The sequence below is a fragment of the Nitrosomonas communis genome, assembly GCF_900114745.1.
GTDB classification, from domain to species: domain Bacteria; phylum Pseudomonadota; class Gammaproteobacteria; order Burkholderiales; family Nitrosomonadaceae; genus Nitrosomonas; species Nitrosomonas communis_A.
This window is the reverse complement of record NZ_FOUB01000021.1, coordinates 40,546-57,430: the sequence shown is the minus strand read 5'-3', so window position 1 is coordinate 57,430 and position 16,885 is coordinate 40,546. Positions and strand designations below refer to the sequence as shown.

The window sequence follows — 16,885 nt, the reverse complement described above, 5'->3', positions numbered from 1 at the left end:
TTATCAATCGCTTCTTGAAGCCAAATCTTCTCCAGCTTCGACCAGAACTCATCATTAAGCATCCATCGTGGCATCGCAAACTCGTTTTGTTGGGGATATAGGAAATTCAATATTACGAGTTGGTTTTTATCTATGAAATACTTACCTTAAAACGTCAACAGACCCTAGTTCATAATCCTGGAAATGAGTTATCCAGAAGTCAGTCTGGCTGCGGCTTGGAAGAATAGTTTCTGATAAGGACAGCTACTTGCAAGTAAAAAGCGAATACGGCGGGTATGGCGTAGAATAACGGCGCCGATTTTGATCAACTTAAGGCGCAATGTGCTTACATAGGTTTGAGCCAGTTCCGTGCCTTGCAAGGCAAGGTGCCGGATGGTTTCCAGCAGGATGTACGCCAGGGAAGACAGGAGTAGACGAAATTGATTTGACCACCACCGATGGCAGCTGGTGCAATCTGCAAACAGATCAAGCTGTTGTTCCTTGATATGATTTTCCATTTCACCGCGGGGTGAGTCAAAGCTTATCATAGAGGAACTGCGGTTTGCCTATCAGATTGGTGACCACATAACGGGGATTGCTGCCTTTGTCAGCATGTTCGATTTTAATGATGATGCGCCGTGTCCGTTTCCAGCTCTTGGTAGCATAGTGAAATTCGTCAAACGAGCGTACTTTCTCACCGCATGCGGCATACAGCTGATTGCTGCCATTGCGCGCTGATCTCATTCAATCGCTTGTTCTGGGCGATCTCTATGAGGTAACCCACCTCATGATGCTCACACCATGCCAGCATTCTGTGGCGGCAACAACCACTGCCACCGCGAAAAATGATACGAACTTCAAGCCAGCTTTGCCTGAACCGCTTTACCAGCAATGACAGGATAGCCCGGGCATGTTTTGCCCCATCAAGATTGCTTGGCCGCAGGTAGCTTAACTGCTCTATCATCACTTGATGAACATGCCAGGCTGTTTGTCGATCCGCTGATTCTCCCGGCGGCACAAGGTGGAACGGCTGGCCAATACCTCTTCGCATTCAACCGCTGATGGAATCGTCAAATCATGACGTAATGGCTGATGATCATTGAGGTCTTCATAGCCGCATGCCAAGGCATAAACGCGTTGGCGCAATAGCGCCAAATTATCATGTTTGCAACTTGCCTGTCGACGATTGTCTTCCAGTGCCTGAGCAACCGCTTTACTCAACCCAATGTGTTTATCCGCCTGGCGCAATAACATGGCACCACCATCTGAAGTAATCTCTCCACCCTCGAAATTCACTTCAACAGTACGCTTTTTTAACATCTGGAAAATTAAATGATTCCCGGGTACATTTTGTCACTGGCAATTCCTTTTCTTTACTCAGCGTAAATAACTGTATTATAAAGAATTATTGAGGAATTGCCACTTCCCTTTGTGCAATATTGGAGTTAAATAGCCAGCAGGTTCAAAAGATTCTCTGGCTATTTCTTGATCATAAAATGCGCACAATTACCCGGAATCATCCTCATCTAAGGCGCGAAAAAAAGCAGACAGTGGAGCAATATCTGTACTTCATATGAGCTCTAGCCAGATCAAGTAAGGTATTTCGCAATTGATTTTTCCAAGTCAGCGTGTATGTGGTGCTGAATTTGTTCTGACTCAGTGAAGAAAAGCTTTATGCTTTCAATTTTTTGTAGGTCCAAACACTTACTGTATTGGATATAGTCGGAATAACTTCTCTATGTAACTTCCTAACTCATTTAATAAACAAGGCATTCAAAGGGCTTGCAAAAAGATTTTTAATATTTCTTTGTATTCTCAATAAGCCGGTTCGTCTAGTATGAATAAGAAGCATTCTTATTTAGAAGAATTAAAAAATTCTATTTATTTGTAAATCCGAGGGGTGTGCTATGACGAATTGCTTTGATCGCGAAGATGGTGTTTTTCGCGTTTTAGTTAATCATGAAGAACAATACTCTATCTGGCCGGAATGGAAAGCAATTCCTGGTGGCTGGCAAGATACCGGTGTGCTAGGCGACAAAAAGACCTGTCTTGATCATATTGAGAAAGTCTGGACTGATATGCGTCCGCTCAGCTTGCGGCTTTTTATGGATAACCAGGTTTAGGGCAATATATTTATGCTCAAACCACTCACCCTGTTCTGTTTACCGTGTGCAGGCGCAGGTAGTGCTATGTACCTCCGCTGGCGACGGTTACTATCTTCCTGGATAACGGTGCAGCCGATCGAGTTGCCAGGGCGTGATAGCCGGATAGATGAACTCCCTGAAGAAAATTATTTAGCGCTGACTGAATGCTTAAGCAATGAGCTTGTGCCTACATTGCCCGAAAATTATGCCTTTTTTGGACATAGCATGGGCGCCTTGCTGGCTTATGGGATTACCCATCGCTTGTCTGCTCAGAAATTACCGCTTCCCACTGCATTGGTGGTTTCAGGCTGCGCAGCACCGAATCGTCAGGATAGTGAGCGCTATAGCAAAATACAGGGTGAGGCAGCATTGATCGCGGAGCTAAGAAAACAGGCAGGTACACCGGAAGAAGTGTTCGATCATCCGGAATTGCTGGCGATGACGCTGGATTTATTGGCAATAGATTACCGGCTATGTGGGAGCTTCCAGCACGTGGAGCTACCGCCTTTGCCCATTCCCATCCATGTTTTTGGCGGGCGTGCGGATGAGATTGAAGCGGCAAAGTTGGATGATTGGCGACTGGCAGGTGCTCAAGCGTTCACCTTGGATTGGTTTGAGGGTGGTCATTTCTTTCTTCGTCAGTCTGAAGAAGTATTTCTGCATACTCTGGTAAAACGTCTTACAGAAAGTTTAAGTGGAGCCCCTCATGAAGCATCTGAAGTGCCTGCAATTGCCTGAAACGATGCCTATTGGAGTCGATGTTTGGTTGCTCGAGTTCGATTTCGATTCGAATCAGCTTGCTGTTGACTGGACATTGCTGAGCGCAGAAGAAAAAGCGCGCGCACTTCGCTTTCGTCAACTGCGGGATCGGGAGCGCTTTATTACGACTCGTGCAGCGCTCCGCCGTCTGCTAGCGGAATGTGTGATGGCGCCACCTCAGACATTACGTATTGAAACGAACAGCTTTGGTAAGCCGTGCTTGCCAGCGAATTCCGGGATCGAGTTCAACGTTTCCCATGCTGATAATTTTGCTTTGATTGCGTTATCTACTCATGGGGAAGTGGGTATCGATATTGAGCAGTGCCATCGGGATGTTGCCGATCTGGAAGCGCATGTGCTTTCTTCGGTAGAACGGGCTTGGAGGATCTGGTCAAGCAAGAACTTCATCGAGCTGTGGGTCGTGAAAGAATCGGTACTGAAAGCATTGGGATTTGGCATTGCCGAATACCTGCCAGCTATAACCGTTCTGCCAAATCATGATGGCAGTTATTGTATTACTCACGATCAGACTGAATGGGCAGAAGTCCACGCCTGGCCGATTAGTGCACCCATTCACTATGCGGCAGCATTAGCATTGACCCATAAAAATCAATCGCTAGCAAAGCGCCAGCCTTTTCTATCCTAATTAATTCCAGAAGCAATGAAGTATGCAAAATTAGGCTGGGTTAATAATTTTTCAGTAAAGCATGCATTTATTTTAAGTATTAATCATGAATACAAGACTGATTCCTTCTCGCAGTTACCCTGACAATATTGTGATTCATCTGCAAACGCTCGCTCGTGAGCGGCCGACAGATATAGCTCTGATCGTAGTAAGTGCGAATGGCGATACACTCATTGACAAACAGTTCGATTATGTTTCGCTCAATTTGTATGTCAGGGCTGTTGCCGCTGTTTTACAGGATCGATTCGATCAAGGTGATCGAATACTATTGTTAATGGATAACGATGAACATTATGTAGTCGGTTTCCTTGCCTGTCTTTATGCAGGGATGATCGCAGTACCAGTTTTTCCACCCGAATCGATACGAGAGCAACATCTGACTAGGCTGCTCGCGATTGCAACCGATGCAAAGGCGCGATGCATTCTGACGACTAGCGAAATTATACCGCTGATTAGCGAGGCAGCGATTATGCAATTGGCAGACGCTGATATTCTAGCGGTTGACACCATAATGAAAAATAATAGGTTTGGTATGGCGTCCGCATGGCATGAGCGCATGCCGGAGAAAGATGAGATTGCTTTTCTGCAATATACCTCTGGGTCGACTTCTACACCTAAAGGTGTGATGGTTAGTCAACATAATCTAATGATCAATGCCCGGGCTTTTGAAGAAGGCATGTCAATCGGCGAGAACGATATCTTCGTCAGTTGGCTGCCGCTTTATCATGATATGGGATTGATTGGCGGATTATTGCAGCCGTTACACCGGGGAATTCCGGCAATACTCATGACACCACAGTTTTTTATCGAACGTCCTGTGCGCTGGCTAGAAGTCATTTCACGCTATCGCGCCACAGTAAGTGGCGCACCTAATTTTGCCTTTCAGTTATGTGTCGAGCGCGTGAGAAGCTCGCAATTGCAGGGACTCGATTTATCGACCTGGCGTGTTGCTTTCTCGGGTGCCGAGCCCGTGCGCAGAGACACGATGCGTGCTTTTATCGAGCGTTTCAGTACAATTGGATTTCCAGCTGGCACTATTTATCCCTGCTACGGTTTGGCTGAAGCGACCCTATTTGTGACGGGAGGTGTGCGTGGAGAAGGTATGAAAGTGCATGAATTTTCGTCCGACAAGCTGGCACAAGGTCAAGCGGAGGTGGAGACGCAAGGTATCCCGATCGTTGCCTGTGGTTTTCCTGCTTCCAATCATTCGGTAAAAATCATGGACCCTGAAAAGCAGATTTCACTGGCAGATGGCCATGTCGGCGAAATTTGGACGGATGGACTCAGCCTCGCACAGGGCTACTGGCAGCGTCCACAGGAAACTGCTGAAACCTTTGTTGATCATGAAGGCGCACGCTGGTTACGTACCGGTGATCTGGGTTTTATCCATGCGCGCCAGTTATACATCATGGGGCGACTCAAAGATCTCATCATTATCCGTGGACAAAATATTTATCCCCAGGATATTGAGTTAGTTATCGAGGAAGAAGTGGAAGCTGTACGTAAAGGGCGGATCGCGGCATTTTCAGTCGAAGGAAAAGAAGGGGAGGGGATCGGTATTGCAGTGGAAGTGTCACGCAACATGCAGAAACTCGTTTCTGCCGAGGCTCTGGTGGCAGCCCTCAGCGAGGTAGTCAGTTCAAGTTGTCATGAGCCCTTGTCCGTAGTGGTACTGCTAAACCCCGGTGCACTTCCCAAAACTTCGAGTGGCAAATTACAACGCTCAGCTTGCCGTCAAGGTTGGCACGAGCGCACACTGGATGCTTATGCCATCTACGAATATGGTCATTTTGTGCTCGGTGGAAGCGAACCGCTCCCTTGTGTGTTGGAAGATGAAACAGAGCTTGCTTTGGCAGCTATTTGGGAAACTGTGTTGCACCGTACGGGATTGAAGCGTGGAGATCATTTCTTTGCTATTGGGGGTAATTCACTTTCTGCTGTTCAGGTCGTGGCGCACATTTCAGATCGCTGGCATATTCCGTTTCTTCCGCGTAATTTATTTCAGCACCCACGACTGCAAGAGTGTGCGGCGGAAATTAAGCGTTTGGCATCCTTGAAGGAAGTCTCACAGGAAGCGGATACGTGTCGCCTTATGCCTATGCAGGATAATCGCTATAGCTTGCCATTATCCTATGGTCAACAGCGTCTTTGGCTTCTTTGGCAACTCGATCCTGACACCACGGCCTATCACGTTCAGCATGCGCTACGATTATCAGGCATGTTAGATAAACAAGCGTTCGTTGCGAGCTTTCAGGCGTTGATCGAACGGCATGAATCATTACGCACCTTATTTCGTATCAGTACGGAAGGCGTGGTCGAGCAAGTAATACAATCGACATTGCCATTAGCAATAACGGATATCGATTTGTTGGATTGGGATGTTACGCAGCGTGAAGAGCAAGCGACAGCGGAAGCGCAGCACATCATTTCGATGCCCTTTGATTTGACGCAAGGCCCTTTACTACGAGTGGCATTGATCCGGGTAGCTGAGTACGAATACATTCTCGTTATTGTCATGCACCATATCATTGCCGATGGTGTGTCCATGCAAATCTTGCTGAATGAGTTTGCAGCTTATTATCAGGCGTCTATCCAAGGAAAACCAGCTCAACTCGCTCATTTGCCTATTCAGTATGTAGACTACACAGTTTGGCAACAAAAATGGCTTGAAGCAGGCGAAAAGGAAAGGCAGCTCGCTTACTGGCGAAGTTACCTAGGTGAGTCACATCCGGTTTTAACATTGCCAACTGATCGCGTACGACGGCCTGTAACGAGCTACCCTGCCGCACGTCACAGTTTCGATCTGCCACAAGCGGTATTGGTAAAACTTCGCCAATTCTCATTTGATCGCGGAGCGACCCTGTTTATGTCACTAATGGCAGCCTTCCAGGTATTGTTATTTCGTCATACAGGGCAACAGGTAATTCGTATCGGTGTACCCGTCGCTAATCGCCACCGCATCGAAACGATGAGCCTGATCGGTTTTTTCGTCAATACACAGGTCTTACAGAGTCAATTGCATGGGCGTATGTCCCTTGCTGAACTTCTAGATCAAGTGCGAGAGGATGCGATCAATGCTCAGGCTCACCAGGATTTGCCATTCGAACAACTGGTCGAAGCACTGCATCCTCAGCGAGATTTACGCCATAATCCACTATTTCAAACTACCCTCAATCATTTACAGAAAGACTACCGTAGTTTGCAGCAATGCTCTGGGCTGGCGGTTACCGATTATGTCCTTCCTGAGCAGGCAGCCCAGCTGGAACTGAGACTTGAAACCGTTGAATTATCCGATGGAAATGTATCCGCCAGTTTCATTTATGCGTCTAGCCTGTTCGATTCTCTTCTGATTGAACGCCTCACGCGCCACTATCTACAAATTTTGCAGGATTTTTCACTCCAACCAAACGTTGCTATCGGCGACATCGATTTGCTGGATGAAACTGATAAACAGCAACTTATACTCTGGGGAGGCCATCAGCAGACTCCATCCATCAACCAACCAGTTCATCATATGATTGAGCGCCAGGCAGACAGATGCCCACACATGACGGCAGTAATCTCGGGTGATATCGAGCTGAGTTATGCCGAGCTCAACCGTCGGGCGAATAAGCTTGCCCATCGGCTCATCGACTTGGGTGTCAAACCTGAAGTGCGGGTAGGCGTTGCACTCGAGAGAAGTTCCGTCGAGTTGATTATAGGGTTTGTGGCTATTCTGAAAGCAGGGGGGGCATATATACCGTTTGACCCTGAGTATCCTAACGATCGTCTAGCTTATATGATGGAAGACAGTGGGACTCAACTGTTGTTGGCTCAATCTCATCTCAGCGAGCGACTGCCTTACCGCGAAGGGATACAGATCCTTGAACTTGATACGCTTGATCTGAATGCAGTAAGTGAAATTAATCCTGATGTCACCTTACATAGCGACCATATCGCTTATGTGATTTACACCTCGGGGTCGACTGGTCGACCTAAGGGCGTGGCGGTTTCTCATGGTCCGCTAGCCATGCATTTGTCTGCTATCAAAAAAATCTATGGGATCCAGCAAGGCGATCACGAATTAATGTTTTTCTCGATGAATTTCGATGCAGCAGCAGAGCAGTGGATGGGACCGCTGACTGAAGGGGCAACGCTGGTGCTTTCTTCTAATCATCATTTGGCAGGAAAGGGTTTTGTTGAGCTGATCGAGCGGCACAAAATAACGATCCTGCACCTTCCTCCTGCTTATTTGCGATTATTACTCCCTCAAATTGATCGTACCCGGCAATGGGTGCGTACCTGTATAGCAGGGGGTGAAGCATGGTATGCAGCAGATGTGATCGCGGCTCGTGCGATATTTCAGAAAGCTCGTTTGGTGAATGCTTATGGCCCAACTGAAACAGTGATCACTCCAGCTGCATGGATTGATCAGAGCAATGAGAATGCGTTAACGTCAGAGATGGGTGAATTCGCACCGATCGGCCAGCCGGTGGGTGAACGCACGCTCTATGTGCTTGATGCTGAGCTCAATCTTGTGCCACCCGGCACAGCCGGTGAGCTTTATATTGGAGGGAAAGGATTGGCGCGCGGTTATCTCGATCGTCACGCTTTGACTAGCGAGCGCTTTGTAGCTAATCCATTCGATCAGTCGGGAGGCCGTCTTTATCGGACAGGAGATTTAGTGCGCTGGCGAGACGATGGACAGCTTGAGTATCTCGGTCGCCTCGATGATCAAATCAAGCTACGTGGTTTTCGTGTCGAATTGGGAGAGATCGAGGCACGCTTGCTCACGCTAGCCGGGATACGTGAAGCTGCGGTAATTGCTCACGAGGGACGTCATGGTCTTCGCCTGCTTGCCTATGTCGTTTTGCACGACAATACTCAATTAAACGCGTCACTATTAAAAACAGCGCTGACAGCTACGCTGCCGGACTACATGATACCCAGCCAGTTCATTTTCCTGGATATGCTGCCTCTTAATCCGAACGGCAAGCTAGACCGGAAAGCGCTACCTTCCCCTGAACAGTTTGATACACCGGATTATGACCCACCGGTCAATCTGATGGAAAAAACCATTTCGGAAATCTGGGCTGAAGCCCTCGAAATGCCTCAAGTCGGTTTGCACAACAACTTTTTTGATTTGGGAGGGCATTCACTGCTGTTGATCAAAATCAAGCAAAAGCTGGAAGAACATTTAGCCAGGCAGATTGCCATGGTTGATTTGTTCAAATATACCACCGTTGCCAGTCTGGCAAAATTTCTGAGCCAAGGGAATACAGGTACAGCTTCCTTATCACGCCACCAGGCGCGTGCGCAGCGGCAACGTGGCGCTTTCATTCAACGGAAACAAGAGAGGATACAGTAATGGATAGTCCTGAAAAAATACTGGAAAATGCAGAACTTGATATCGCCATAATCGGAATGGCATGTCGTTTCCCCGGTGCTAACGATATCGAGTCTTTTTGGCGCAATCTGCGAGAGGGTGTCGAATCCATTACTTTCCTGAGCGATGAAGAACTGCATGCACGCGGTGTGCCAGCGGAGGTATTGAATGACCCTCATTACATAAAAGCGGTTGCTCAGCTGGATGATATTGATTGCTTCGATGCGTCTTTTTTTGGTTATACCCCACGGGAAGCTGCAGAGACTGATCCACAGCATCGGCTTTTTCTGGAAGTGGCATGGCAAGCTTTGGAGGATGCCGGCTATGATCCTTCGCGGTATACCGATCCAATTGGCGTATACGCAGGATGCGGCGTGAATACTTATCTACTGCTTAATTTGCTATCGAGCGGACGCAGAATGGACAAGCAGGATATTTCTTCGCTGCAGGGATTGATGAATGGTAATAATAAAGATTCCATGACGACGACCGTCGCGTATAAGCTCAATTTACGCGGACCCGGAATTACTGTCCAAACCGCGTGCTCCACTTCACTTGCCGCGACACATGTTGCTTGCCGTGCCCTGCTTAATCATGAGACCGACATGGCTCTTGCAGGCGGCGCTTGGGTTAACTTGCTGCATGAAGATGGCTATTACTATCAGCCCGGTGCCATTCTTTCACCAGATGGGCATTGCCGTGCATTTGACGCAAAGGCTGCAGGAACAGTAATTGGCAGTGGTGTCGGTATTGTAGTATTGAGACGGTTGTCGGATGCTTTAGCAGACGGGGATGCTATTCATGCGGTAATCAAGGGATCGGCAATCAATAACGATGGCTCAGCCAAAGTAGGTTATACCGCTCCGAGTGTAGAAGGGCAAACGGAAGTGATTCTGGCTGCCCAAGCCATTGCTGGCATTTCTGCCGATACGATCAGTTATGTGGAGGCGCACGGAACAGGTACGACACTCGGTGACCCGATCGAGATCGCAGCCTTGACGCAGGCATTTCGTGGAAGTACTGATCAACGCAGGTTTTGTGCCATCGGCTCGGTCAAGACCAATGTGGGACATCTCGATTCGGCTGCTGGAGTAGCCGGGCTGATCAAGACTGTCCTTTCATTGAAACATCAGATGTTGCCTCCAAGCCTGAATTTTGAGCAGCCCAATCCGCAAATTGATTTTGCATCCAGTCCTTTTTACGTCAATACTGAATGCAGAATTTGGCCAGAACAATCCACATCACGGCGCGCCGGGGTCAGCTCGTTCGGTATCGGTGGCACCAATGTGCATATGATTGTCGAGGAAGCACCCAACCGTATCCCTTCGGGTGCATCGCGTGATTGGCAGCTGCTCGTGTTGTCGGCACGCAGCCAGGAAGCATTGGAACGAGCCACGAATCGATTGCAGCAGCACCTTGAAGCTCATTTAGAGCAGCCATTAGCTGACGTTGCTTATACGCTGCAGGTCGGGAGAAAACAATTTGCTCAGCGGGCAATTGCGCTTTGTCATGATCACGAGGATGCCATTACATTATTGCAAAACAGAGAGAGTGAACGCTTTCTTATTCAATACAATGTAGTCGAGCGCCGGTCTGTAACATTTTTGTTTCCAGGGCAAGGCGCACAATACATCGATATGGCGCGGGATCTTTATCAAAAGGAGCCTGTCTTCCGCCAGCAATTTGATCAATGTTTGCAATTGCTGCGGCCGCACCTTGATTTCGACCTTCTTGCCATTCTGTACCCAGGTGCGGATGATACCAATAGATTGGCAGCTTCCTCGCGGCTCGAACAAACTGAAGTTACACAACCCGCCTTGTTCGTTATTGAATATGCCTTAGCACAATTGTGGATGTCATGGGGAATCCAGCCTGCATCGATGATTGGTCACAGCGTGGGCGAATATGTGGCTGCTTGTTTAGCGGGTGTATTTTCTTTGCAGGATGCCCTGAGGTTGGTAGCTTTGCGTGGGCGTTTGTTACAGCAAATGGAAACGGGCGCCATGCTGGCTGTTATGCTATCCGAAGCAGAACTGACATCCTACGAATTTGATGGATGTGATCTGGCAGCGATCAATGGACCGGCACTTTGTGTATTGTCCGGTCCGCTTGCGGCGATCGAAGCAGCTGAAGAAAAATTGACTGCACGCGATGCCAGCTACCGAAGACTGCATGTCTCACATGCCTTTCATTCGCATATGGTAGAACCACTACTGCCAGCTTTTATTGAGCAGGTCGCTCAGGTTAAACGTCAATCGCCTAAAATTCCATTTTTCTCTAACTTGAGAGGTGATTGGATTACACCTCAAGAAGCGATAGATCCGCATTATTGGGGACAACATGTACGTGGGACGGTGCGCTTTAATGATGGTTTGCACGCATTGCTGGCTGATCCAGCACAAGTATTAGTTGAGGTTGGGCCTGGAGAAACGCTGACGACACTCGCGCAACGTCATCCGTTGGCAAATCCCGGACAACTTACTTTGTCATCCTTACCTCATCCCAATAGAAGTTATTCGGCACAGAAACACCTTTATCTCACGCTCGGCAAGCTATGGTTAAATGGCGTGGCTATCGATTGGAATCAATTTTATGCGCATGAACGTCGATATCGCGTACCGTTACCAACCTATCCTTTTGATCGTCAATCCTACTGGATCAAAGCCGATGATGAGCAGTGCGAATCAAAAGCCGGCGTGCAGCCAACTTTGGCAGTAAGGAAACGGGAACAGACTGTCACACAGTCGGTAAATGGATGGCTCTACGTACCGTCTTGGCAGCGCACTGAACAAATTGACTTCGATAGTTTACATCCGGAGCAAGCCGGTGCTTATTTGATATTTAGCGATGAATATTTAATAGGAGAAGCATTAGCTAGTCATTTACGTCTATTTGGAATTGAGCCTATCGAAGTTTTTGCTGGTACCACCTATCAGCGAGAAAGTTCGCATCGCTATCGGATTTCTCAGGAAAATTCTCACGATTTTGACCAGTTACTACAGTCGATACGCGAAGAAGGTAAAACGATCGGTCATATTTTTTATCTTTGGAGTCTGAGTACGGAAGATAAAGCTGAGTCTCAGACAAGCAGTATGAACAGCAATTTCTACAGTCTGTTCTATCTTGCCAGAGCACTGGAGGCTACTCAGATATTTGTTCCTTCAGCTAAAAAAATCAGTATTTCCATGGTGACGAATCAAATGGAGGATGTAACCGGCAACGAAATATTATGCCCGGAAAAGGCTTTGCTCTACGGACCATACAAAGTCATTCCACAGGAATATTCAAATGTTACTTGCCGCCTGATCGATATTGACTTTCAGGTGAAGGGTATTAAGGTTCCATTGCAGCTGGCTAAGCAGATTCTGGCTGAGTCACAAACGGATGCCGGAATGGCTGTGGTTGCTTACCGGGGACCTCACCGCTGGCTTCAATGTTTCGAACCTATGCAACCTCCTCCCATCGTAAAGAATCGCTTCAAATCAGGTGGGGTTTATTTAATTACCGGCGGATTAGGTGGCGTCGGCCTGACACTGGCAGAACATTTGGCACGTACTCAACAAGCCAAATTGGTGCTGCTGGGGCGTTCTCCTGTCCCTACACGCGAACGCTGGCTGGAGATTCTGTCGGGAATCGGCAAAGACAGCGCATTAGGTAGTAAGCTGGAAAAAATCAAGCAGCTGGAAGCATTAGGTGCTGAAGTCCTGGTCGTGAATGCAAATATGGGTAACCAAAGTGAGTTAGAAGCGGCCGTGACACAAGCTCAGCAATACTTCGGACCGATCAATGGTGTGATTCATGCTGCGGGTGAAGTTAGCAATGGGTTAATTTCTACCAAATCGGATGAAGCGATTGCACGAGTATTTGCACCCAAAGTAAATGGAATGCGCGCGTTGCAAGCAGTTTTCAGGGATGACCCACTCGATTTCATGTTGTTATGCTCATCGCTGGCTACGATCGCAGGCGGACTCAATAAAATTGATTATTGTGCTGCTAACGCTTACTTGGATGCGGTGGCGCATGCCGCTTATCGTGAATCCGCCTATCCGATCATTTCAGTCAATTGGGATAGCTGGCGGGAAGTGGGCATGGCCGCAAACATGGACATGCCAGAGGGTGTAGGGATTGAACCGCAAGCAGGTGCAGCAGTGTTCGAACGGATCGTGAATGGTCCGTATATGCCTCAAGTAATCGTTTCAACGCTTGATTTGCATACTCGGCTGAGCCAAACACAGCACGACTTGGTTGCGCAACCGTTTACTTTTACGGCACCCATTAAGACAGGAAGGTTTCCGAGACCGACATTGCCAACGGCATTCAAATCCCCCGAAAGCGAGCTGGAAACGAATATTGCAGAGATTTGGCAAAAAATGCTCGGAATCGATGCTATTGGCGTGGATGATAATTTATTTGAATTGGGGGGTGACTCGTTGCTGGGGATACAACTGCTTTCCAGAATTCGAACCGGCTTTTCTATCGATCTGCATCCAGCCGATTTCTTCAGATCGCCTACGATCGCAAGTTTAGCAGCACTAGTTGAAACCAAACTGCTCGATGAAATCGAATGTTCATAAACAGTTCCACGTATTAATGCATAACTCAAAGAATATTCTTTATGACAGACAATAACAATCTTGTGCACCGGCGGGCGCGTCTGACACCAGAACAGCGTCAACGATTAGCGCAGAGACTCCAGACGGGTAAAGGGCAGGTACAGCAAGAATCTACCATTCCCCGCCGAGCGGCTAGTGAGCCTGTATCTCTTTCCTATGCACAACAGCGGCACTGGTTTTTATGGCAGCTGGATCCCCATAGTACGGCCTATCATTTAGGCGGTACATTGCAGCTGAAGGGCAAACTGGATCGGCAGGCGCTGGAAGCCAGTTTCGAAGTGCTGGTTGCGCGGCATGAATCGCTGCGCACGGTGTTTCGTGCCAATGCGCAAGGCTTGCCTGAGCAGGTGATTCAAGCGGAAAATGACTTTAAACTGACAGTAACCGATTTAAGCGATTTCCCGTCTGAGCAGCGGACCACGCGCGCGCGGGCAGAGGCGATCCGCATCCATACCACGCCGTTTGATCTTACGCAGGGTCCGCTTTTGCGTGTGGCCCTGATTCGGCTCGAACCGGAAGCGCACTATCTGGTGGTAGCGATGCATCACATCATTTCGGATGCCTGGTCCAACCGCCTCATTATCGATGAATTCGCTGCCTGCTATCGTGCTCATCGTCAGGGACAATATGCTGCGCTGCCAGCGCTTTGCATTAAATATGCCGATTACGCACTCTGGCAGCGTAATTTTCTGCAAGCAGGCGAGAAAGAACGGCAATTGGCCTACTGGCGTAGCCAGTTAGGCGAAACTCACCCTGTATTGTCATTGCCAACCGATCACCCGCGCTTATCCATCGGAAACTACCGGGTTGCCCAGCATGATTTCGCGCTGCCTGCTCCCCTGATGATACGTTTACAACAGAGACTGCAAGCACAAGGGTCCACGTTGTTTATGGGTTTGCTGACAGGCTTTCAGGCGTTGTTATACCGCTATACCGGGCAAAGCGACATACGCGTAGGGGTACCGATCGCCAATCGCCACCGGGCAGAAACCGAAAACCTGGTCGGTTGTCTGGTGAATACCCAGGTATTGCGCAGCCAACTCGACGGACGTATGCCACTGAACAAGATACTCGAGCAGACCCGTGAAGCTGCGCTGAGCGCGCAAATCCATCAGGATTTGCCTTTTGAGCAACTGGTCGAAACGCTCCAGCCTGAGCGCAGTTTGCACCAGCATCCACTCTTTCAGGTGATGTTCAATCATTTGCGCGAAGATTATCGCGCGCTGGAGCAATTGCCGGGATTGACTGTCGAGGAAATTGAACTCGGGGAACGAGCTGCACAGTTTGAATTGACATTGGATACCCTGGAACGGGCGGATGGTCAATTCAGCGCACGTTTCACCTACGCAGCCGAATTGTTCGAAGCCGAAACCATTGCACGGCTCGGTGAGCATTATCTGCGTCTGCTGGAACAGCTGGCGGAACAGCCTGGGCAGTGTCTGGGCGATGTAACCTTATTAAGCGAAGCAGAGCAGAACCAACTCAAGGCATGGGGGGTTAACGAGCGGCGTTTTACCTCGGTCGAACCCGTCCATCGCCTGATCGAACGCCAGGTGAAGGCACGTCCGGAGGCCACTGCGCTGATTTTTGGCAATATCGAACTGAGCTATGCAGAGTTGAACCGGCGGGCGAACCGGCTGGCGCATCACTTGATTGCGCTGGGCATCAAACCGGAGAGCCGAGTGGGGATTGCGGTGGAGCGATCGATCGACATGATTGTGGGACTGCTCGCCATCCTCAAGGCGGGGGGAGCGTATGTACCGCTTGATCCGGCTTATCCGCGGGAGCGGTTACACCACATGGTGACAGACAGCGCCATCGAGCTGCTGCTGACACAAAGTCCTGTCAAGGACAGCATACCTGAGCCTGTATCCGGTAACGTGCTGGTACTGGACAGGTTGGATCTGACCGATTTACCCGAGGATAACCCCTCAGTTACCCTCCAGGGCGAGCATTTAGCTTATATAATTTACACCTCTGGCTCCACCGGGAAACCGAAGGGCGTGATGGCGCACCATCATGCATTGAGTCATTTCGTAATGAGCATGCTTGAGTCGCCGGGTATGACACCCAAAGATACCTTGGTATCCGTCACTCCACTCTCGTTCGATATTGCTGGTCTAGAGATTTATCTACCTTTGAATGCAGGCGCACGGCTGGTGCTGGCACCGCAGGGAGCAAGACGTGATGGAGCGATTCTTGCGCAATTGATCCAGACTTATCAGGCAAATATTCTCCAATCTACCCCAGCTGGATGGCGTGTGTTGCTGGCGAGTGAATGGAAAATCTTACAAGAAGAGAATCAGCGTCCTCTTAAATGTCTATGTGGCGGAGAATCACTGCCTATCGATTTGATTGATCAGTTATGCACACTGAATGTCGAACTGTGGAATATGTATGGCCCCACAGAAACTACAATTTGGTCAACTATAAACAAAATCGGGCACCGAACGAATTCGCTTGGTGCACCGATAGCCGCTACACAACTCTTTATTCTTGATGCGGAAATGAAACTGGTACCGCAAGGTGTGGTAGGGGAAATCTATCTTGGCGGTGTTGGCCTCGCACGTGGCTACCTGCATAGACCTGAGCTTACAGCGGAGCGATTCGTTGCTGATCCATTCGTGGGGCAGGGAAGTCGACTCTACCGAACAGGTGATCTGGCGAGATGGCGCCCGGATGGGCAAATCGAATATCTCGGGCGTGTGGATCATCAGGTCAAGGTGAGAGGTTTCCGCATCGAATTAGGTGAAATTGAAACACAACTGCTGGCCCAACCTGACGTAAGGGAAGCGGTGGTGGTGGTCAAGGAAGAGTCGAGCGGTGTGCAGCTGGTAGCTTATGTCTCGCTGCAAGCAGGCAGTAGGGTGACAACCAGCACATTGCGTGAATCGCTCGCCAAAACCCAGCCCGATTACATGCTGCCATCGGCGATCATTGTAGTGGATAGCCTCCCCTTGAATGCGAACGGCAAGGTGGATCGCAGCCGCCTGCCGGAGCCGGAATTTGTCAGTAAAGACGAATATGAAGCGCCTGAAGGGGAAATTGAGGAAGCCTTAGCGAGGATCTGGTCGGAAGTATTGAGTCTTGATCGGGTAGGGCGCAACGATAACTTCTTCGAACTGGGAGGACATTCTCTTGCCGTTCTGCAAGTTCAACAGAAATTGCAGCTAAACCAATCTATTTCCATGCCCTTGCGGATTTTTTTTGAGCAACCTGTGTTGAGAGAGATTGCGGGAGTAATACAGGAAGAATACACGCCGGTTTCCAGGAAAGCCAGGGAACAGAGTGGATTATCTGAAATGTCTGAATTACTGGATTTACTGGAGAATTAATTAGA

Annotated in this window: 6 protein-coding genes and 1 pseudogene; 6 read left to right on the top strand and 1 reads right to left on the bottom strand. The window is 48.8% G+C overall.

Annotation, left to right across the window (positions count from 1 at the left end; genetic code table 11):
* Window positions 1–188 precede the first annotated feature (188 nt).
* Window positions 189–1,299, bottom strand: a pseudogene (locus BM122_RS09620) (IS1380 family transposase).
* 587 nt (window positions 1,300–1,886) lie between these two features.
* On the opposite strand from BM122_RS09620, the gene BM122_RS09615 reads away from it, so the two are divergent.
* The 6 genes from BM122_RS09615 to BM122_RS09590 all read left to right on the top strand — a co-directional run bounded on the left by BM122_RS09615 (window position 1,887) and on the right by BM122_RS09590 (window position 16,880).
* Window positions 1,887–2,102: an MbtH family protein gene (locus BM122_RS09615; RefSeq protein ID WP_046850527.1), complete on the top strand. Its 216-nt coding sequence runs from the start codon at window positions 1,887–1,889 to the stop codon at window positions 2,100–2,102.
* Window positions 2,103–2,114: 12 nt separating this feature from the next.
* Window positions 2,115–2,861 carry a thioesterase II family protein gene (locus BM122_RS09610; RefSeq protein WP_074905362.1) on the top strand — a complete coding sequence of 249 codons (747 nt, stop codon included), beginning with the start codon at window positions 2,115–2,117 and terminating at the stop codon, window positions 2,859–2,861.
* Window positions 2,830–3,528 carry a 4'-phosphopantetheinyl transferase family protein gene (locus BM122_RS09605; RefSeq protein WP_074905361.1) on the top strand — a complete coding sequence of 233 codons (699 nt, stop codon included), beginning with the start codon at window positions 2,830–2,832 and terminating at the stop codon, window positions 3,526–3,528. Before BM122_RS09610 ends, BM122_RS09605 begins: the two co-directional genes overlap by 32 nt.
* Window positions 3,529–3,613: 85 nt before the next feature.
* Window positions 3,614–8,914 (top strand): non-ribosomal peptide synthetase, encoded by a 5,301-nt coding sequence (locus BM122_RS09600; RefSeq protein ID WP_074905360.1) that lies wholly within the window; start codon window positions 3,614–3,616, stop codon window positions 8,912–8,914.
* Entirely contained in the window at window positions 8,914–13,506 is a 4,593-nt protein-coding gene (locus BM122_RS09595; protein WP_074905359.1) for a type I polyketide synthase, read from the top strand. The genes BM122_RS09600 and BM122_RS09595 overlap by 1 nt, the downstream gene beginning before the upstream one ends.
* A gap of 41 nt (window positions 13,507–13,547) precedes the next feature.
* Entirely contained in the window at window positions 13,548–16,880 is a 3,333-nt protein-coding gene (locus tag BM122_RS09590) for a non-ribosomal peptide synthetase (protein WP_074905358.1), read from the top strand.
* Window positions 16,881–16,885: the final 5 nt, after the last annotated feature.